14 protein-coding genes and 5 pseudogenes are annotated in these 19874 nt (G+C 59.6%); 8 read left to right on the top strand and 11 right to left on the bottom strand.

Annotated features, from left to right (window positions below; translation table 11 throughout):
• The first annotated feature begins 405 nt into the window (after positions 1–405).
• The gene (gene selD, locus H9529_RS00190) at positions 406–2571 is read left to right on the top strand and encodes a selenide, water dikinase SelD (protein WP_092885442.1); all 2166 of its coding nucleotides are present in this window, start codon (positions 406–408) and stop codon (positions 2569–2571) included.
• Here selD and mnmH read toward each other — a convergent pair.
• From mnmH to H9529_RS00145, 8 genes and pseudogenes are all read right to left on the bottom strand, one after another.
• Positions 2564–3610: a tRNA 2-selenouridine(34) synthase MnmH gene (mnmH, locus tag H9529_RS00185; RefSeq protein ID WP_092885440.1), complete on the bottom strand. Its 1047-nt coding sequence runs from the start codon at positions 3608–3610 to the stop codon at positions 2564–2566. The two genes, selD and mnmH, sit on opposite strands and share 8 nt — an antisense overlap.
• A gap of 213 nt (positions 3611–3823) precedes the next feature.
• Positions 3824–4138 (bottom strand): annotated as a pseudogene (locus tag H9529_RS21285) (IS66 family transposase); the annotation flags it as partial.
• A gap of 80 nt (positions 4139–4218) precedes the next feature.
• Positions 4219–4503: an IS66 family insertion sequence element accessory protein TnpB gene (gene tnpB / locus H9529_RS00170; protein WP_092885437.1), complete on the bottom strand. Its 285-nt coding sequence runs from the start codon at positions 4501–4503 to the stop codon at positions 4219–4221.
• 106 nt (positions 4504–4609) lie between these two features.
• Positions 4610–5618: pseudogene (locus H9529_RS00165) on the bottom strand (tyrosine-type recombinase/integrase).
• On the bottom strand, positions 5615–6529 hold the full coding sequence (locus tag H9529_RS00160) for a tyrosine-type recombinase/integrase (RefSeq protein WP_092892950.1): 915 nt from the start codon (positions 6527–6529) through the stop codon (positions 5615–5617). Before H9529_RS00160 ends, H9529_RS00165 begins: the two are co-directional and overlap by 4 nt.
• Positions 6523–7260, bottom strand: coding sequence for a tyrosine-type recombinase/integrase (locus H9529_RS20515; RefSeq protein WP_223814240.1), 738 nt, complete (start codon positions 7258–7260; stop codon positions 6523–6525). Before H9529_RS20515 ends, H9529_RS00160 begins: the two co-directional genes overlap by 7 nt.
• 697 nt (positions 7261–7957) lie before the next feature.
• A pseudogene (locus tag H9529_RS00150) lies at positions 7958–8245 on the bottom strand (helix-turn-helix domain-containing protein); the annotation flags it as partial.
• A gap of 263 nt (positions 8246–8508) precedes the next feature.
• Entirely contained in the window at positions 8509–8784 is a 276-nt protein-coding gene (locus tag H9529_RS00145) for a hypothetical protein (RefSeq protein ID WP_218132196.1), read from the bottom strand.
• On the opposite strand from H9529_RS00145, the gene H9529_RS00140 reads away from it, so the two are divergent.
• Both H9529_RS00140 and H9529_RS00135 read left to right on the top strand, forming a co-directional pair.
• Positions 8687–8977, top strand: coding sequence for a hypothetical protein (locus tag H9529_RS00140; RefSeq protein ID WP_092892912.1), 291 nt, complete (start codon positions 8687–8689; stop codon positions 8975–8977). The two genes, H9529_RS00145 and H9529_RS00140, sit on opposite strands and share 98 nt — an antisense overlap.
• Before the next feature lie 75 nt (positions 8978–9052).
• On the top strand, positions 9053–9727 hold the full coding sequence (locus H9529_RS00135; protein WP_092892910.1) for a YcbK family protein: 675 nt from the start codon (positions 9053–9055) through the stop codon (positions 9725–9727).
• A 140-nt stretch (positions 9728–9867) separates the two neighbouring features.
• On the opposite strand, the gene H9529_RS21195 is transcribed toward H9529_RS00135, so the two are convergent.
• Positions 9868–10077, bottom strand: coding sequence for a hypothetical protein (locus tag H9529_RS21195; protein WP_317889635.1), 210 nt, complete (start codon positions 10075–10077; stop codon positions 9868–9870).
• 364 nt (positions 10078–10441) lie between these two features.
• On the opposite strand from H9529_RS21195, the gene H9529_RS21190 reads away from it, so the two are divergent.
• The gene (locus H9529_RS21190) at positions 10442–16069 is read left to right on the top strand and encodes a peptidoglycan DD-metalloendopeptidase family protein (protein ID WP_190305679.1); all 5628 of its coding nucleotides are present in this window, start codon (positions 10442–10444) and stop codon (positions 16067–16069) included.
• 194 nt (positions 16070–16263) lie between these two features.
• Here H9529_RS21190 and H9529_RS00120 read toward each other — a convergent pair whose 3' ends face one another.
• A complete protein-coding gene (locus H9529_RS00120; protein WP_092892998.1) occupies positions 16264–16635 on the bottom strand; it encodes a metallophosphoesterase family protein in 372 nt (123 codons plus the stop codon).
• Between the two features lie 71 nt (positions 16636–16706).
• Here H9529_RS00120 and tnpA point away from each other — a divergent pair, with 71 nt between their 5' ends.
• The 4 genes and pseudogenes from tnpA to H9529_RS00100 all read left to right on the top strand — a co-directional run bounded on the left by tnpA (position 16707) and on the right by H9529_RS00100 (position 19395).
• A complete protein-coding gene (gene tnpA, locus H9529_RS00115; RefSeq protein ID WP_190305678.1) occupies positions 16707–17075 on the top strand; it encodes an IS66-like element accessory protein TnpA in 369 nt (122 codons plus the stop codon).
• Positions 17072–17418: pseudogene (tnpB, locus tag H9529_RS00110) on the top strand (IS66 family insertion sequence element accessory protein TnpB). Before tnpA ends, tnpB (H9529_RS00110) begins: the two are co-directional and overlap by 4 nt.
• Positions 17419–17481: 63 nt before the next feature.
• Positions 17482–19099: pseudogene (tnpC, locus tag H9529_RS00105) on the top strand (IS66 family transposase).
• Entirely contained in the window at positions 19099–19395 is a 297-nt protein-coding gene (locus H9529_RS00100) for a hypothetical protein (protein ID WP_190305596.1), read from the top strand. Before tnpC ends, H9529_RS00100 begins: the two are co-directional and overlap by 1 nt.
• Here the strand turns inward: H9529_RS00100 and H9529_RS00095 are convergent.
• Positions 19373–19666, bottom strand: a complete 294-nt coding sequence (locus H9529_RS00095) for a metallophosphoesterase (RefSeq protein ID WP_190305677.1) — start codon at positions 19664–19666, stop codon at positions 19373–19375. The genes H9529_RS00100 and H9529_RS00095 overlap by 23 nt on opposite strands.
• Between the last annotated feature and the right edge of the window lie 208 nt (positions 19667–19874).

Here is a 19874-nt window from a genome sequence, read left to right as displayed (position 1 = left end):
CGCGCGCTGTTGCACCGCCAGGCCGCCATGTGGTGCGAGGTTCGGCCTGCGCGCTGGACGCGTTATTTGTGGAGCAGAGTTAGAAAACCCCCCGGATTTTGACTGCGGATCTGGGAGTTGGAGAGCGTCAGACGAACCAGCACTGATACATACCGTGAAAACGGGCTGCCGCAAAGAAGACTGCCGTTTCTGCTGCCTGACCGGACATACCAGATGCGATGGAACCGCCGGTCCTCACGCCCTGAACTTTACATTTTCCTGTGCCAGCCGTTTCGGATCACCTCCATCAACCAACCCTGTGCGCAAGACGTTGCAAGCTGGCCTGCGGCATGGTTGGACATTTCCTTGCCCAGCAGGCAGACACGCACCCATGATGATCATCATACTTGAATCGGCAGTCTCCAGATGTTGAATTCCATCCCCCTTACCCGTGATCTTGTGCTGGTTGGAGGCGGGCATGCCCATGCACTGGTACTGCGAAAATGGGGTATGAACCCGCTGCCCGGTGCGCGGCTGACAATCATCAACCCCGGCCCGACAGCACCCTATACCGGAATGTTGCCCGGCCATATCGCAGGACATTACGGCCGTGATACGCTGGAGATCGACCTGATGCGCCTCGCCAGATTTGCGGGCGCGCGCCTGATCCTGAGCCACGCGACAGGGATCGACCGTGCGGCACGGTTCATCAATGTGGCAGGTCGCGGGCCGGTCGCCTACGATATCGCCTCTATAGACATCGGCATCACTGGGCGCATGGAAATTCCGGGCTTTGCCGACCATGCCGTAGGGGCCAAGCCGCTGGATATCTATGCACAGGCATGGCGCGGGTTCCTGGAGGCAGTGGGCGCGGGAGCCAAACCGCCAACCGTTGCAGTGATTGGCGGCGGGGTCGCGGGATGCGAACTTGCGATGGCGATGGCCTTTGCGCTGCACGAAACCGGCGTCATACCGCAGGTAACCGTGATCGAGGCGGGGCCGGATATATCCGGTGTGGGCGCGCGGGCGCGCACGGCGCTATATCGCAAGATGCAGGATCTGGGGATCCGGATCCTGACAGATGCGCGGGTCGAACGGATCAAGGCAGGCGAGGTCATACTGGCAGATCATTCGCCCGTTATGGCAGCCCTGTGCGTGGGGGCAGCGGGTGCGTTTGCACACTCTTGGGTTTCGCAAACGGACCTGCCACAGCAGGACGGATTCATCGTGACCGATCCCGACTTGCGCGTCATGGGGGATGAGAATCTGTTCGCCGTCGGGGATTGTGCGCATATGCCCTTTGCCCCACGCCCCAAAGCGGGGGTGTTTGCGGTGCGCGCGGCCCCCGTTCTGTATCACAATCTGCGCGCGGCCCTGTCCGGTGGCTCCCTGAAACCTTTCCACCCGCAGCGTTCCTATCTCAAACTGATCTCGCTGGGTGGTAAATCCGCAATGGCCGAGAAATACGGCCTGACGCTGGCCCGCCCCCTTCTGTGGCGGTGGAAAGACAGGATCGATCGCGCTTTCATGGACAAACTGGGCGCGCTGCCCGCGATGAATGCCCCTGCCCTGCCCGCCGTTGTTGCGACGGGTGTGCGCGAGGACGCGCAGTCCCGCCCGCTGTGTGGCGGATGCGGCGCCAAAGTTGGCAGCGCAGTTCTGAAAAACGCCATCGGCCCTGCCTCTGGCACCCTGCATCCGGATGTCGTGACGGGACCGGGCGATGATGCGGCCATCCTTCGCGTGGCCAACGGTGGCTTCCAGGTGCTGAGCACAGATCATCTGCGCGCCTTTGTCGACGATCCGGTTCAAATGACCCGCATCGCGGCGGTTCATGCACTTGGCGATATCTGGGCGATGGGCGCAACGCCACAGGCGGGTCTGTCCAGTATTATCCTGCCACGCATGTCTGCCACCCTTCAGCAGCGCACATTGCACGAGATCAATACGGCAGCGCAGGCTGTCTTTTCGCAGGCGGGCGCGACGGTGGTCGGTGGCCACACAACGATGGGCGCCGAGATGACCATCGGGTTTACCGTGACCGGTGTGCGCCCGGACATGCCGATCACCGTTGCGGGCGCGCGCGCGGGCGATGCCTTGGTTCTGACACGACCGATCGGATCTGGGGTCATACTGGCGGCGCATATGGCGGGCGCAGCCCCTGCCCGTGTCGTGGCACAGGCACTTGCCGTGATGGAGCAGCCGCAACATATCGCGGCACAGATGTTGCACGCGGCACATGCGATGACGGACGTGACGGGCTTCGGACTGATCGGTCATATTCAGGCGATCTGTGCAGCCTCAGGTGTGCAGGCCGAAATCCAACACGACAAGATACCCTTTTATGACGGCGCACAGGCGCTGTCAGAAGCCGGATACCAGTCATCCCTTTTATCGGCAAATATCGCGGATGCGCCAACGTCGGGCCTGTCCGATCCGCTGCTCCATGATCCCCAGACCGCTGGCGGTCTTCTGGCCGCCCTTCCCCTTGCGGCGGCACAGCGGGTCGTCGCCGCGTTAAAGGCGCAGGGGCAGTACGCGGTGATCATCGGAACGCTGCTGGCAGGCGAAGGTCCAGTCAAAGTCAGCTGAAACGCACGATCAGGTCTTTAGCGGTTTGCGCAAGGGTCTGGGGATCCAGCGCGGCAAGGGAAACCTGCTGCGGTATCTGGTCTGCGCGGGCCTGCGATTTTAGGTAGCGCGCGTCATAATGCTCGACCATCAGCCGTGCGGCAAGGCTCTCCCACTGCCCTGCGCGGGCCAATGCCTGCCACTCAGCGATCGTCTGTGTGGCGTGATACCCCTGCAGTCGCCCGATCAACCCAATCAAGACCTGCGGGTTTTCTGTCAGATCGCGATAGGCTGTTGCCAGAAACGCTGCGCGCGCAGAAACGGGCGCGGTTATCTCTATGCGTGGCGCGGCCCGCATCGCGGCCCAAAGGGCGGGCGGGATCATTCGCACGCCGATCTTGCTGCTCTCTCCCTCGACCCATGTCAGACGCGCGGGATCAAGGTTCGCAAGCGCTGTGGCCAACCGCGACTCGAACATTTTCTGGGACGGCTGGGTCACATCCAGCCCCCCGAACAGCGATCCGCGATGCGCCGCCAACCCCTCCAGATCCAGAATTTGCGCACCTGCGTCGCGCAACCGGTGCAAAAGCGCCGTTTTCGCCGTGCCGGTGCATCCGTCGATCAACCTGATCCGGTGTGCAAGCGGCACATCGTACAACATTTCGCTGATGTGACGGCGGTAGCTGCGATATCCACCCTCAATCAGATGCACCCGCCAGCCGACCTGATCGAGAATTGTCGCGAACGCGCCCGACCGTTGCCCACCCCGCCAGCAATACACCAATGGCTGCCAATCGCCCTGAAATTCCGAAAGTGGCCCCCGCAAATGCCGTGCTGCATTGGTTGCGACAAGCGCCGCACCAACCTTGCGTGCCAGAAACGGGCTTTGTTGTGCGTAGATCGTGCCGACATAGACCCGCTCGTCGTCCGTCAGCACCGGCAGATTAACCGCCCCCGGCACATGGTCTTCGGCAAACTCGCAGGGCGCACGCACGTCTATGACCATATCCGCCCCGATTGCGGGTATAGACGACAGGGATTTAAGGGTGTGACGGATCATCGGCAGGTTCCGGTTTATTGTGATGCCCCGCTTCTATTGATCCCAGCATCAGGGTCTACTGCAAAGCGCCGCGACCGGACCGCACAGCAAGAGAACAAAGTGGGAAGGCGGATCGGGCAATTGACCGGATCTGCTTGCGATATCACCACCCTCTCCGGGATCGCGCCCGGCCCCATGTCTTTTTGCAGAAGCCAGAGTTGCCACAGCGCGTCTATACATGAAGGCCGCCCTGTCGCCACCACGTTCCGACCCTGCAAAAAGCCACGACTTTCTGCCCAATGCGATGCCTCTGAGGGCACGCTCGGCGGCATTATTCGTCGAGCATAGGCGCGCCCAGCGCTCGGAAGCGATGCCGTATTTGTCGCGACGCAGCTTGGCGATCTCCAGCTTCAACTCCTGGATCATCGCTTCCGTGCAGGAGGCCAGGGCGCGCGCCCGCGCCAATTCGGCTTCCGCCGCCTGTACGCGGGCTTGTGCAGCCTCAGCCGAGGCAGTCTACGCAGCAAGCGCGGCGCGCAATTCGGCGATCTGCAAGGTGGCATCTGACACGGCAAATGTCTACCATAAACGCCACAAAATTCCAACAAAAACAGTCGGTTATCTATAAATTATCCAGCCGATTTAGGCCTCTGTGTCCAGCGCGGATTTCTCCAGTCTATGCCTTCGAGAAGATAGCCGAGTTGGGCGGCTGATATCACCACAGCCGTCCCGTCCTGACTGACAGGCCAGATGAACTTTCCTGCCTCAAGGCGTTTCAGATACAGCGACATACCGACCCCATCATGCCACAAAAGCTTGACCAAGTCGCCACGGCGCCCCCGGAAGCAGAAGATCTCGCCGGCATGCGGGTCACGTCCAAGGCCCTGCTGGACCGACAACGCCAAGGTGTTCATCCCGCGCCGCTTATGTGCTGCAGCACATAAGCGGCGTTATGCGGCGGCCATGATTATGTGGAGTCCTCAGCGACGAAGCAAAGATCGCTGAGGAATCGGAAAATTGTCACTCAGCATAATTTGAGCGGCGTGCCTCCTTCAACATGGCAATGAGCTTGTCCGGCGGCGAGAACGTACCCGGCTGCAGGGTCGGGGAGCTTGCGGCCGCCAAGGCTTCGAGCTTGTCGTTCGGATCAGCGCGCAAGTAGACCTCGGTGCTTTGGAGATTGGCGTGGCCTAGCCACAGCGCCACCTTTCGAATATCGCGCGTGGCGCGCAGCATGTGTTGGGCACAGCTGTGCCTCAACACATGAGGTGTCACGCGCTTTGCCGCAATTGATGGAAAAGATTGGGCGGCGGTGATCACGTGTTTGGCCAGGATATATTCGAACCCGGATCTGGTCATCGCGAAGCCCGCAGCGTTGAGAAATAGCGCTCCATCTTGTCGCTGTTGGCGGACGGCAAGCCAGGCTTTGAGCGCAATGACGCCCTCCTTCCACAGTGGCAGCACGCGCTCCGCCGCCCTTGCCGATGACGTGGATAGTGGCCGGACTTCGGAGTTCGAGTTGATCGAGCTGCAGTCCGACCAACTCGGAAACCCGCAGGCCCGCCGAGAAGGCGAGGTGGAGCATTGCGCGGTCTCGGGCACCGTAAATGGTCTTGGGATCGGGCGCGTCGATGAGCGCCTGAATCTCAGCCCTTGTCAGCGAAGCGACTAGCGTCTGGTCGGTCTTCTTTATTGGGATGGCCCGGACGCGAAGCGACTGATCAAGGCAAGCCGGCACACGATACTCCAAGAATCGGAAGAACGATTTGATGGCCGCTAATCGAGCATTACGGGATCGAGCCGAGTTGCCGCGATCCCGTTCGATATGCTCGAGGAAGGATAGGATCATTGGCACCCCGATATCTTCTACTTCCAATTGCGATGGGGCCTTTTGGAGCTGCCGCGCAGCAAAGGTGACGAGCAATTGAAAGCTATAGGCGTAAGCGTCACAGGTGTGCGGGCTGGCGCGCTGATCGCGAGGCAGGTGTTCTCGAAGAAACCGGGAAAGAGCGGGTGCGAGCGCGGTCATGCTGCACCTGTCCGGTCGAAGGTCTCGGCAATATCTGCGATCTGCGCCATCAAGCTTGGTATGGCCTGAAGATACCAGTAAGTGTCGTGAACATGCGCATGGCCGAGATACGTGCTGAGAGCGAGGATGTGGCGGGATACGGCGTCGTTGTCGCATGGGCATTGTTCCAGCGATCTCACGGCGAAGCTGTGCCTCATGTCGTGGATACGCGGTCCCGGCTGTCCCGGAGCACCCCTCAATCCGATCTTGCGCGAAATTTTCCGGAAGATCGCACTGACCGTGTCGTAGCGCGGCGGAGTACCTTCGTTGGATAAGAACAGCGCGGTAGTCTCCCCGATGATCGACAAACGAGCGGAGAGATAGCGATCGATTGCCGCACGGGTCGTGCTGTGAATCGGAACAAGCCTGCTCTTCTTGAACTTGGTGCTGGCGATGACCAGTCCGTCGTCGGTGACATCGCCAAGTCGTAAAGCCAGCGCTTCGGATATCCGCATTCCGGTCGCGGCGAGCAACCCAAACAATGTGTAATAAGTAAGCGGTCGAAGCGTACCGATCGGACCAAGCGAAGCCGCCGCGACCATGAGACCCTCAATCTCCTCGGCCGAATAGATATATGGCTGCTTCCGCCGAAATAACCCTCGACCCAACGCGTCAGCCGCCGGCACTTCATGCCCGGGATCTTCGGCGTGCATCGCGATCGCGAACCGGCGTACCGTAAGCAGCCGGTTGCGTCGTTGTTCGGGAGAAGGTGCCTGGATTGCCCATGCGATGACTCGATCGCTTTTGACCATGCCGTCGCCGTGATGCTCAGCGTAGGTCACGAACATGCGCAGCAAGATCCGCTGCGTTCGGAATTTGAAACCCATCGCCTCGTGAAGCGCGACGTAGCGCGAAAGATCGTCGGTCAGCATGACACTTCTCCCGGCCACGGTTGTGCGATCCGCTCCAGCATGATGACATCGACTTTGGCGTATAGGACCGTGGTCTCCACGGACTTGTGTCGCAAAACCGCGCCAATCGACTGCAAAGTGGCACCGCTTCGGAGCAGGTGTGTAGCTGCCGAATGGCGTAGCAAGTTCGCTCCGCGTGATGGCGGATCCTCAATGCCAGAGCGCGTCAAAGCATGAGAAACGATCTGAGAAATAGACGGAGAACCATGAAACGGCCGAAATGGCGCGGTTACTGTCAGGAACATGCGGTCGTCGTCAACAGCTGGCCGAGCGTCATTCAGATAGCCGAGCACGGCATCGCCCGCATCCTGCGGTAGAGGCAAAAGAGTCTCGGATCGTCCCTTGCCCTTGACACGCAGGGTTCCCGAACGCCAATCAATGTGCTGAAGTCGCATCTCCGAAATGTCGCCCGCCCGCAATCCGAGACGGGCAAGGAGGAGTAGAATCGCGCGATCTCGAATACCCCGCCTGGTTTGAAGATCGCAGGACGCCACGACACGTTCGACCTGATCGGGTGACAGATAGCGCGGCAATGATGATAGTCGCCATTGCGGAATGCGTGGCACGGCGTGTTCAAGACCAGGGCGACAGCGATCGGACGCTGCCAGAAAGCGCAAATATCCGCGCAGTGCGGTCATCATTGTCTTGGTGTAAACTACGGAGCAGTGTTGGGCTTCGTTGAGAATAGCCATTCGGATGCCAGCTGGGCCATAAGCGTGCGGATCCGATCCCAGTGACGGGAGAAGCCGCATGACCATTCTCCCGTGTCGTACGGCTGTCTGTTCGCGAATGCCTCGATGTCGCAGGAGCCATTCCTGGAAATCGCCAACCAGAGGGTCAACGGAGTTTGCGACGGCCTCAGCCAGAGGAGCGATGATGCCACGTCTGGCAAGAAACGAGATAAAACGATGAACACGGTTAAGATAGCCAGTCGAGCAGGGCACGGCTCGCCGTGTGCCCCCAACGACAACGATGCTTGGCGAACCGGCCAAGAATGTCGTGGTCGATGAAACCGAGTTCGACCTTCTCAATTGCAAGCCACGCGGCAAAATGGCGAGCGCAATCGGTGTAGCCTTGGATGGTCAGCGGTGAGTACCTCAGCAAAGTGAGTTCTTCAGCAAACTGGTTGACCCACGGCGTCAGTTCGCCCGCGTCCATGGTCCTTGGTGCCGGGGCCTGTCTTTTGATGACGTTCATATCTACTCTCCCATGTGCCAGAATGGCGCTTGGGAAGTTTAGATTATGCCGCGCTGTCGCCCTGCAGAGATATTTTATTATCCTGCAATTAATGCCTAAAATTGCCCTCGTCGCGAAGGACTCCGCATAATCGTGGCCGCTGCATAACGCCGCATATCCGTCACACCACCTGCAATCCACACCTTCGTGCCCGTCGGCAACCTGTTCGTCTGAGATCGTTCGTGGGCGGCCCGCGCGATACTCGTCAGAAAGGCCTTCGATGCGGTGCTCGGCAAACCGCCGCCGCCACTTGCCGACCGTATGCTCGGAATGGCCGAGTTCGGCGGCGATCTCCTTGCTGGTCAAACCGCCAGCGCATCTCAACACGATCCGGCACCTGTCGGAGAGCGACCGCGCCGCCTTGTGCCTGCGCAACTGCGCTTCCAGAAAAACGCGTTCCTCTTCGCTGAGTGCAATCGCAACCGATGCCCGACCCCGCATGCCATACCCCCAAAACTTTGCCTCATATCAATGATGGCAAATTTGGTTCCGGGTGACTAGCGTGAGATGTTTTTTCTGGGTTCGCACCTTTGGGTGCGCGGTTCGCAGGTACGCACCCAGCGGCGCGCAGTCGCCAGCCCCTGCCACGAAAAGGACTTTGCCCTGTGCTTGAGATCAAAATGCAGTCTGCTGACAACCGGATGCCCGACATCCGCAATTCTCCGATACTGCGAACCCAAAGCAATCCGCGAGCCAAGAACCGATCAACCGCCTCCCTCGAATAACAGTTCGGGCAGGATGACCTCCCATTCATCGCGGCGGAGCAGATGGTGGTAGACGTCGTCACCATCTTCCTTGCGCCAACGCAGGACGGCCGCGACCTCGCCACGCAGAAACGTTGTACCTTCCGGCGGGGTGAAAGCGCGGGAAAGGCGGGCGAGCGTGCGCCCCTGCGCGTCGCGGACCTTCCGCGACAACGGATTGACCGCCGCCATCACCGCGTTGATCGGCGGCTTCATCGCGCTCTTGGCCGCCGTCACGCGCCGCGCCTTCACCAATAACGCGATGCTGTTGCGGCTGGACCGCGAACTGCTGGCCGAACGCGACCGCGTGGACCGCCAGCGCGCCGAGGACCGCAAGGGCGATGCAGACCGGCTGGAACGCATCGAGACGGACATCCGCGCCATGCGGGATCTGATGTTTGAGGCGTTCCAGCGCGGCCGCACCGACTGACCGAGACCAAAACCACACTGAATCTGCCACTCCACACGCCCTCGAGGCGAGGTTTTGCATTTCTGGAGACCCATCATGCCAACCACGACCTATGCACATTTCCGCGACGTGCCCGAAAGCGCATGGCGCTGGCCCAGCTTTTCCCCAGCCGAAATCGCCTGCCGCGGTACCGGCGCGATCAAGATCAACACCGAGGCGATGGACAAGCTGCAGTCCCTGCGCAACCGGCTCGGCAAGCCGCTGATCGTCCGCTCCGGCTATCGCAGCCCCAGCCACAACCGCGCCGTCGGCGGGGCGCCGGCCTCCAAGCACATGTTGGGCACGGCGTTTGACATCGCCATGTCAAACCATGACCCGGTCAAGTTCGCTGAGGCCGCCCGCGCGGTCGGTTTCCTCGGCTTCGGCACCTATCCCCGCTCGGGATTCATGCACATCGACCTCGGGCCAGCGCGATCCTGGGGTGACCCCTTCCCGGTCCGCGCCACGCCCTTCGTGGCGGAAACTCAGCCTGCCCGCGAGGTGCTTGCCGACAGCCGCACCCTGAAGGGTGGCGGGGCGGCGGGCATCGCAACCGTCGGCGCTGCGGGTGTTGAAGTCACGCATGAGGTTCTGGCGGAAACGCAATCCGCCATTCTGCCCCTGGTGCCCTACCTCGACACTCTGCGCTGGGTATTCATCGCCGTGGCGCTGGCAGGCATCGCGGTTGCCATCCACGCCCGCGTCGACGACTGGAAGCGGGGCCAGCGATGATTGGCTGGCTTGCCACGATCCTCGCTAGCAGCCCGGCGCGCAAAGCGCTGTGCATCCTCCTGGCAGCAATCACAATCGCTTTGTTCCTCCTCAACCTCCGCCGCGCCGGTGAGCGCGCCGGGCGGCTGACCGAACGCCTTTCAACATCGGAGAGAACCCATGAAATCCACCGCCAGATGCTCGAGGCAGCCGCCCGCCGCCCCGCTGATCGCGATGCTCTGGCTCAGCGCATGCGCGACGGGCGGTTCTGACACGATCGCGCCCTGCCCGCCGATTGTGGAGTACAGCAGCGTGGATATGAAGCGCGCCGCCGACGAGGTGGGCGCGTTGCCAGAGAGCGCAATAATCATTCAGATGTTGGCCGATTATGCAGTCTTGTACAACCAGATGAGGGCGTGCAGGTGAAGAAGCAGACCCGGCGACGCTGTCTAATGAGGCGTCATCTTCTTGGAGTGGGGCTTATCGTCAGAACGAGTCCACAGACGCACGTCTTCGATGTGCCACACATATTCAAAGCGTGCATATTGTGGCTTGTGATCATGCGGTCTCTGTCAAGAAAAAATAATGCGCCAACCTGTGGGTGGCTGTCGCGTGAAACCGGAACAGAGATAGACCCATCCAGGCTCGCAGGAAAAGCTTGCAGCAATCCATGTCCGGTGTAGAGTTTTAGTTTGGTGTTTTATGGAGGAGCGGGCAACAGTCCGACTGTAGATCGTGCCAGCAACGTTTTTAGCCAACTCCTTTCGCAATCCTCTTGGAAATGGCCTTACTTCTCCAGAAAACGACGGTGACGGCTTCTACGTTGCTTTCGGCTTCGATGAACCGAACCCAGACATCGGAGGTTCCCGCCATCTCGGTGTCGACTGGAACGGCGAAGGCGGTGGAAACACAGATCTTGGCGCTCCTGTTCACGCGATCGGCAACGGCATCGTGGTCGCGGTTATTTCCAATCAGGGTACCGCGACAACAGGCTTCGGCAACTACATCGTCCTACGACACGATCTGCCTGAGCCGACGTTGATCAACGGGCAGTGGGTAACTCAGGTTCATTCTCTATACGCCCACCTCGACACGGTTTCAGCACTTTCGGTCGGGCAGCAGCTGGGGATCGGAACCCAGATCGGAACGCTTGGCAGGAGTGGTTATGCGGACGTTGCGCACCTCCATCTCGAAATCACGATTGGAAACGTGCTTCCGACAGACGACGACGGTTACAACCCCTCTGGAGCGCCATCTGGTTGGGTAGATCCGGTGGCATTCGTAAACGAAAGGCTCTCTGCTGCAGCGTCAACGACAAACACAGACATGCTGACGGCCGCGAGGTTCGGTATTGCAGCCTACAGCCTTGCTGGCAACGAAAGTCCCATGAGCGGGTCCGACCGCGCCAACTCTGCGGCCTCTACTGAGTACACGGCCCTTCAGGGTGAAGGATGGCGCTATCTAACCTCGGCGGAAGCCGGCCTCACGACATTGAACTCTGGTGCGGTTGGCGAAGCCGCCGGATTTTTTGTGGTTGGAAATGCTGCGGCGCTCGTCGCAGTTCGGGACAATACTTTGGTACTCTCGTTCCGGGGAACCAACGACACAGGGCTGACACCCGGGACCGACCATTGGGACTGGGTACATCGAGACGTCCACTTCAATAATTTTGCGGACACCTTCTTAGATCAGTTGCGTAGCTATTTGAGTTCACATTCAGAGATCACCGAAGTTCTTGTGACCGGACACAGCCTTGGCGCTGCAATGGTGGACGCATTGTTTATGTCCTCGTGGGACTTGCGGAATCTTAGGCCAAGCAGCTTGGATGTTGTTGGTATAAATTTCGCAGACCCTGGCTATCAGCTTGGGTCAGATGTGGGGGCAGCCTCTAGCGATCTAACCACCTTAAACTTCAATGAAGACGTTATCAATTTTGCGAGCGACTTCTCCGACCTTGCCGGAGATTTTACTCGAATTTTTACCCCCGATTCGGGAACTTCCTGGACGACTTACCATTCGATGCAAGGTTACCTTAGCCTTGTCAGTTATATGACAGACCTTGGAATTACTGCCGATCAAGTCAATGCATTTAATGGAACATTCTTCGTCAATGGCGTTGTGGCACCGTGCGGCCAGGCATTCATTGTTGCGCAGTATGGTTCTCGGATTAGCCCAAATGGCGATCAGAACAATTTTTTTGTTGGTGGTTTAGGGTCAGATGAAATCTACGGCGGTGCCTACAGCGATACACTAATTGGCGGAGGCGGCAACGATGACTTGCGCGGGCTAGACAGCGCCGATCTACTGCGTGGCTCAGATGGAAATGATGTACTCTATGGTGGCCTTTCCCATGATTATCTTTGGGGTGAGGACGATAATGATCTTCTTCGCGGCGAAAGCGGAAACGACTTTCTTTATGGCGGCGATGGCGCAGACGATCTAAGGGGCGATGGCGGTCTAGACCGTTTAGAGGGCGGTAGTGGGGCCGACAAGCTTGCAGGAGGACTTGCGTCAGACGTGTTCTCTTTCGCTGATGATGACTTCCCGCTTTTTCAGAGTGTAAACCCAGACCAAATCACGGACTACAATCGTGGTGCCGGAACTCTCGCTGCGGCTGAGGGCGACGTGATCGACCTTTCCGGAATAAACTTCGCTACAAGCAACGGCTCGGGATCGACGTCCACCGTCCGGCTGCGGTCAATCGAGGCGAGTGGTGGCTTACCGGCAGGTGCAATTCTCGAAATCAATATCGGCGATGACATCTGGCGCGGTATCGCCCGACTGGATGGCGTTGGCGCGGGGGAGGCGGTGCGGATCGCGCTGACGGATGCGCAGTCCGCGGCGCGGACGGGGAGCACGTTCGTTGTGGATGCGGTCGGCAATGGTACGACGTGGTCCATCTCGCCTGCGACGCGCAACGTGTCCGAGGGGAATGTCACTATCAGCTTTACCATCACCCGCAGCGGGGCCAACCTTGGTGCAGAGACGGTTTATGTCAGCACCGCGCAGACGCAGGGGTTCTACAACGACGGGGACTATGTCGGCCGCCTGAACGTCCCGGTGGTCTTTGCCGCGGGTGACTTGAGCGAGACCTTCACCGTCCGCATCAACGCAGATGCAGTGCCGGAAGGAGATGAGACCTTTGGAGTGATTGTCCAATCCGACTCAAGGGATTCGGCTTCAATCTTTCTCGCTTCTGCGACGTTCACAATTCAGGATGGGGCGCCGCCGACGGTCAGCGGGTCGAACTACATCGGGGATTCGCTAGACAATATTTGGTCGGGCACGTCCGGACAGGATCTTGCCTTAGGAATGGGCGGGAATGATCGCCTGACAGGCGGTGGCGGCAACGACATCCTTTCAGGTGGGGATGGGGACGATAGCCTATACGGTGGCGGTGGAAACGACATCATCGTGAATGGGGATGGTACCGATTACGTCGATTCTGGTGCGGGGAACGACTACATTGATGCGCGTCAGGTCAGGAACGGACGTGACACGGTTCTGGGCGGCAGCGGAGATGATACGATCCTCGCCGGTTCCGCCAATAACGGCGTCTATGGCGACACGCGCGCCACGATAGATGGAGGCACGGGCGAGGATCTGCTTGTGCTGGAAGCGCGATCAGACGGCAATTACACCGCTGGCCAGATCAGACACCAGTTCGGATCGGGACCGATTCTGGACGCCAACACCGAATTCACGACGATTTCCGAGCAACTGGCGGAAACGGGCACGCATCTGATATCGAGCGGACTCTATAGTTATTCCGACTTTAATAGCTGGTATGATGTCAGCAACATCGACCGCATCGAATACCGCGGCGATGCGAACCGCCCTGGCAATAACCTGTTCTTGGAATGGGGGACGACGGTCATCACGGCGGCCTATGGCGTCGCAAACGCCACCGACACGCTCTGGGCGGACTGGTCGGGCACGACCGCGGCCATCCTGTGGAACCTGACCGTCGACAACGACACGGTCAGAACGCTGGGCAATGGTGTGACAGTGCAAAGCATCGACCGGGTCCACATCCAGACCGGATCGGGCAACGACCGGATCATTCTGCAAGACGCCTCAAGCCACACCGATTACGTCGATTCTGGTGCGGGGAACGACTACATTGATGCGCGTCAGGTCAGGAACGGACGTGACACGGTTCTGGGCGGCAGCGGAGATGATACGATCCTCGCCGGTTCCGCCAATAACGGCGTCTATGGCGACACGCGCGCCACGATAGATGGAGGCACGGGCGAGGATCTGCTTGTGCTGGAAGCGCGATCAGACGGCAATTACACCGCTGGCCAGATCAGACACCAGTTCGGATCGGGACCGATTCTGGACGCCAACACCGAATTCACGACGATTTCCGAGCAACTGGCGGAAACGGGCACGCATCTGATATCGAGCGGACTCTATAGTTATTCCGACTTTAATAGCTGGTATGATGTCAGCAACATCGACCGCATCGAATACCGCGGCGATGCGAACCGCCCTGGCAATAACCTGTTCTTGGAATGGGGGACGACGGTCATCACGGCGGCCTATGGCGTCGCAAACGCCACCGACACGCTCTGGGCGGACTGGTCGGGCACGACCGCGGCCATCCTGTGGAACCTGACCGTCGACAACGACACGGTCAGAACGCTGGGCAATGGTGTGACAGTGCAAAGCATCGACCGGGTCCACATCCAGACCGGATCGGGCAACGACCGGATCATTCTGCAAGACGCCTCAAGCCACACCGATTACGTCGATTCTGGTGCGGGGAACGACTACATTGATGCGCGTCAGGTCAGGAACGGACGTGACACGGTTCTGGGCGGCAGCGGAGATGATACGATCCTCGCCGGTTCTGGCAATAGCAGCTCCTTTGGCGACACGCGCGCCACGATAGATGGAGGCACGGGCGACGATCTGCTTGTGCTGGAAGCGCGATCAGACGGCAATTACACCGCTGGCCAGATCAGACACCAGTTCGGATCAGGGCCGATCCTGGACGCCAACACCGAATTTTCAACGATTTCCGAGCAACTGGCGGAAACGGGCACGCATCTGATATCGAGCGGATACTATGGATTTTCCAGCTACATCTACAACAGCTGGTATGATGTCAGCAACATCGACCGCATCGAATATCGCGGCGCAACCACCCGCCCCGGTAACAACCTGTTCCTCGAATGGGGTACAACGGTCATCACTGCGGCCTATGGCGTCGAGAACGCCACCGACACGCTCTGGGCTGACTGGTCGGGCACAACCGCTGCCATTCTGTGGAACCTGACCGTCGATAACGACACGGTCAAGACGCTGGGCAATGGTGTGTCGGTGCAAAGCATCGATCGGGTCCACATCCAGACCGGATCAGGAGATGATAGTCTGGTTGGCGGCAATTTCGACGACCACTTCGATACTGGAGCAGGTAGAGATATCATCCTCACCGGTGGCGGAAACAACTACGTCGATGCCGGGTCAGGAGATGACCAGATCAACGGAGGCTCTGGAAACGACACGCTCGTTGGAGGGCATGGGATTGATCAAATTGATGGTGGTGCTGGGGATGACCAGATCATCGCTGGGACCGGATCAGACTACCTGCTGGGCGACTTGGGGAACGATAGCGTCACACTGATCGGCACCGCTTATCACACAGCGCGGTATGTCGCCTACAACGTCAGCTCGGCTAACCAGACTGGTACAGGCCAGCGCATCAATCTGGACGGCAAGGTGAAGATCGAGGCGGTGATTGATGGGGGGTCGGACATCAACACAATCTATCTAGGCGACCCAGGGGATGCCTTCTTCCTGCACGACGCTTATTCCGGGTTTCACCACTCGTTGACGTTGGCATCTGACTATATCGGCAACGACAGCATGCAGAGGTTCGTCAACATTCAGCGAATTTTCGGGATGGAGGGCGACGACATCATCGACCTGACCAGCCCAGACTACAGCCTTGCCGGTGCGTCGATCATGATCGATGGCGGTGAGGGCAATGATGTGATCTGGGGCTCTGACGCCGATGAGATGATCTATGGCCGGGCGGGCGATGATACGATTTTCGGCGGCACTGGAACGGACGTTCTGTTTGGCGGCAGCGGAGCAGATGTGTTCGAGTTTACCAAAACCTCGACAGATACGACTGTTGCAGATTTTAACCCGGGCGAAGGCGATTTGTTGCGCTTTTATAATCGCGGGGGTGCGCAGTTCGACCCTGCGAGCATAGGGCTGACTGATGACGGGATCCGGATCACCTTTTCAGAGGCGGGAAGCAGACATGAGATCGAGATTGCGCTGGCTGCATCTGCAGCTGAGTTCAACCTATCCTTGGGCCAGGTCATCGCAGCAACCGAGTTCATTTGATCTCGCAGCGGATGCCCCCGACGCAAAAAGCCCCCCGCTTCCGCTGGGGGACTAGCAAAACGTTGAGGTGGCGTTGAGGTAAAACTGCGAGTGCTATACACAAGTTTTTCTGTCGGATTCTAACCATCTGGTATGGTTGTTTTTTTTGGTTGCGGGAGTAGGATTTGGCCGTAAGCGGTGGCTGGAGACCACGTCTATTTCAGTTTGACGGCGTGAAGTTCCAGTGTAAGCGGTGCCTTGCCCCCATCTTCAAGCGCGATCTCCTGCAGATCGTCGATTGCCAGCAGGCCGTCCTGACGGCGGTCCATGATGGGGGCCATGCGTGCATCATCCCAGCAGGCATGGACCATGCGCATGCCGCCCAGATCAAGGAACAGCGGCAGAGTCAGGAACCAGTCCATCATCTCAGTCGTGTCCGGGTGTCCAACCGGGAATTCATCCAGGAACGTCTTGTGCTGGTCCTTGTTCTTTGCCGAATGCGCCCGCATGAAGCCATCGTCCGTGCCATCCGCGTTCAGGCCCGGTCGGTGGTAGAGCGTAACCGCCCGATTGTCACCGCCTGCCACATGGCAGCCTGATCGCCTAAGACACGTGCATAACGACGTCGGTAGCGACGTGTCTTATGCGCGGAGGGGTCATGCGGGGCGAAATTCTGGGGGTCGAGCGGCGTCGCCGTTGGGATGACGCGGGTAAGTTGGCGATTGTGAGCGCGGTTTGTGTGGGCGGCGCGTCGGTGACGCAGGTTGCTCAGCGCCATGAGGTGACCCGTCAGCAGATCTACGCGTGGCGTAGCGAACTGAAGCGGAAGGGCCTCTGGTCCCCGGATGCAGGGGCACTGTTTTTGCCGGTCGGCGTGACGCCTGTCGCCGAGGTGCCAGTCGCTTCGGCCCCACCACCGGTTTCCTGGATCGAGCTTCGTCTGGCCAAGGGGCGCATGCTGCGGTTCGAGAGCGGCATCGGCGACAGGGATCTCACACGGCTGATCCGCGCGGTGGATGGAGCATGATCGGGCCGGGCACTGGCGTTCGCGTGTATCTGGCTTGCGGTGTGACTGACATGCGCAAGGGGATCGCGGGCTTGGCAGCACTGGCGCAGGATGTGCTGCGCCAGAAGCCGACGGGCGGTGCGGTGTTCGCGTTTCGGGGACGCAAGGGTGACCGGCTGAAGCTCCTTTATTGGGATGGCCAGGGTTTTGCCTCTATTACAAGGTGCTCCAGCGCGGGCGCTTTCCCTGGCCGAACACGGCCTCCGGTTCCGCGCGTCTGACCTCCGCGCAATTGGCTATGTTGTGGGAAGGGATCGACTGGCGGCGGCCGGATTGGGGTGCGCCACCGGCGCGGGTCGGGTAATTTTATCCGGCTGAAATGCCTTGTTTTTATGGCCTATTATACTGCCTCGTGGTAATCAGCGGCATGTCGAGCAATGCCGCAATCCTGCCCGAAGACCCCGCGCTTTTGAAGGCGATGATCGCTGCCTTGCAGGCAGAGAATGCGCGGATGTCGGCGACAATCCGGGCCCATGACCAGCTGATCCAGACCCTGCGGTTGCGTATCGCAAAACTGAAGAAGCAGGCTTTTGGCAAATCCTCAGAGAAGGTCGAGCGCGAGATCGAACAGCTTGAACTGGCGCTGGAAGACCTGCTGATCGCAGCCGCTGAAAGCGAGACTGCCTCCACGGACGAGGATGCTGATGCGACCGCATCCACCAGTAACGATACTGATGCTCACAAGCCCCGCCGTCGTCCCCGCGTGTCGGATACCACGCCGCGCGAGCGTCGAGAGCTTGACCCCGGCACCTGCTGCCCGGACTGCGGCGGCGACCTGCGTCTTGTCGGCGAGGATGTCAGCGACATGCTCGACCTGGTCGCGGCACAGCTCAGGGTCTTGCAGATCGCACGCCTGAAGAAGTCCTGCCGCCGGTGTGAGAAGATGGTGCAGGAACCCGCTCCCAGCCGCCCTATCCCCGGCAGCATGGCGAGCGCCGCGCTGCTGGCCTACGTTCTGATCTCGAAATACGATGACCATCTCCCCCTCTATCGCCAGGCCGAAATCTTTGCCCGCATGGGAGCCGATATCCCGGACAGCACGCTGGTCGACTGGTGCGGGCGCGCGATGAAGGTTTTGCAGCCGCTGATCGAGAGGATCGAGGCCGATATCATGGCCAGTGACGTGCTTCACGCCGACGACACCCCAATCCGTGTTCTGGATAGATCCTTGCGCGACCAAGGGCTGGGCAAGGGCGTGAGGAAGGGCCGGATATGGGCCTATGTGCGCGATCAGCGGCCTTGGGCAGGCGCGTCTCCCCCTGGCGCGGTCTACACCTTCGCGCCGGATTGGAAGGAAGAACACGTCCAGCGCCATCTGGCCAATACCCGCGGCATTCTGCAAGCCGACGGCTACAAGGGGTATGCCAAGCTCTATGAACCGGAACGTGACAGCCCGCCCCGCCTGCGCGAAGCGGCATGCTGGGCGCATCTGCGCCGCGACTTCCATGACGAATGGAGCAAGACCAAATCTGCCATTGCCCGCGAGGCGCTGGATCGGATCGGCGGGCTTTACGACATCGAACGCGAAATCTCTGGTCGTTCTGCGGACACCCGCCTTGCTGCCCGCCAGAGATACAGCGTCCCAAAGGTCGAGGCCTTCTTCGCATGGTCGGAGAGCCAGCTTGCCCTTATCCCCGGCAAGGGCGATCTGGCCAAAGCCTTCCGCTATGGGATCAGCCGCCGCGCCGCATTCAGCCTGTTCTTGAAGATGGCCGGGTCGCCATCGACAACAATCCGGCAGAGCGCGCGCTCAGACCGATTGGAATCGGAAGAAAAAATTGGCTATTCGCCGGGGCAGACACCGGCGCGGAGACCCTCGCGCGGCAATGACGGTGATCGAAACAGCCAAGATGAACGGCCTCGATCCCCAAGCGTATCTCACTGACATCCTCAACCGCATCCACGACCACAAGATCAATCGCCTCGATGAACTACTGCCGTGGAATTGGTCGCCATTCGCCGTCGCAAACGCCGAGGCCGCCTGATGGCTGCCATCACCCACATCTGCACCCTCGACTACGTCGCCAAAATGATCGGCGAAGACCTGGAGCTTCTCGAAGCCATCGTCTGGAATGACGACAACCTGACCTACGGCTCAATCATCAGCGTTTATACCGGTCCGGAAGAGACCATCACCGCACTGTCAGACTACGGCGTCGAGGAGCTGACCGACATGCTCAGGGATGCCCGCAGAACCACCGACAGCTGGCATGAATTCCTCGACGACTTCGTCCATGACAAGGAACTCATCGCCCGCATCAGGGCAAAACCACCGCGGTAACAATCGGCCGGTTACGGTAGAGCAGCGCATTAAGCTCGTGATTGCCCATGATTGCGACGGCATGCCCCTGATCGCGCATGGTGCGGACGAGGCTCAGAACTGACCGGTTCTCGCGGCCCATATCGATGAAGTCACCGAGAAAGGCAGCGATGCGGCCCTCCGGATATGCCCATGACGCGCTGCCGGGCAGATAGCCAAGGGTCAGGAGCGTTCGCGTCAAGCGGTCGATGTCCGCGTGAATATCTGGGATGATGTCATAGTGCTGCGTCATGTGACTTTACCCCAGAAGCCGGTCTTCTTGCCATGCGCCACCTTCAGGCGTGCGACATAGACGTGATGCTGTAACTGCCGGACGTAATCTCCCCAAAACCGCCGTTTGAAAATTCCCCGATACGCGAGCGGCGATGCCGATTTCCGGACTTCATATATCCGGAAATTGGCGGCGCCGCGGGAAGCTGGCCTGATGCCCATAGCAGAGC

This window comes from Roseicitreum antarcticum, from assembly GCF_014681765.1.
Classification (GTDB): Bacteria; Pseudomonadota; Alphaproteobacteria; order Rhodobacterales; family Rhodobacteraceae; genus Roseicitreum; species Roseicitreum antarcticum.
This window is presented reverse-complemented; position numbering and strand designations above follow the sequence as displayed.

Coding starts and splice junctions, on each gene's coding strand:
- selD (WP_092885442.1), top strand. CDS start 406: ATGTTGAATTCCATCCCCCTTACCCGTGATCTTGTGCTGGTTGGAGGC.
- mnmH (WP_092885440.1), bottom strand. CDS start 3,610: ATGATCCGTCACACCCTTAAATCCCTGTCGTCTATACCCGCAATCGGG.
- tnpB (WP_092885437.1), bottom strand. CDS start 4,503: ATGAACACCTTGGCGTTGTCGGTCCAGCAGGGCCTTGGACGTGACCCG.
- H9529_RS00160 (WP_092892950.1), bottom strand. CDS start 6,529: ATGCTGACCGACGATCTTTCGCGCTACGTCGCGCTTCACGAGGCGATG.
- H9529_RS20515 (WP_223814240.1), bottom strand. CDS start 7,260: ATGGCTATTCTCAACGAAGCCCAACACTGCTCCGTAGTTTACACCAAG.
- H9529_RS00135 (WP_092892910.1), top strand. CDS start 9,053: ATGCCAACCACGACCTATGCACATTTCCGCGACGTGCCCGAAAGCGCA.
- H9529_RS21195 (WP_317889635.1), bottom strand. CDS start 10,077: ATGATTATTGCGCTCTCTGGCAACGCGCCCACCTCGTCGGCGGCGCGC.
- tnpA (WP_190305678.1), top strand. CDS start 16,707: ATGCGGGGCGAAATTCTGGGGGTCGAGCGGCGTCGCCGTTGGGATGAC.
- H9529_RS00100 (WP_190305596.1), top strand. CDS start 19,099: ATGGCTGCCATCACCCACATCTGCACCCTCGACTACGTCGCCAAAATG.
- H9529_RS00095 (WP_190305677.1), bottom strand. CDS start 19,666: ATGACGCAGCACTATGACATCATCCCAGATATTCACGCGGACATCGAC.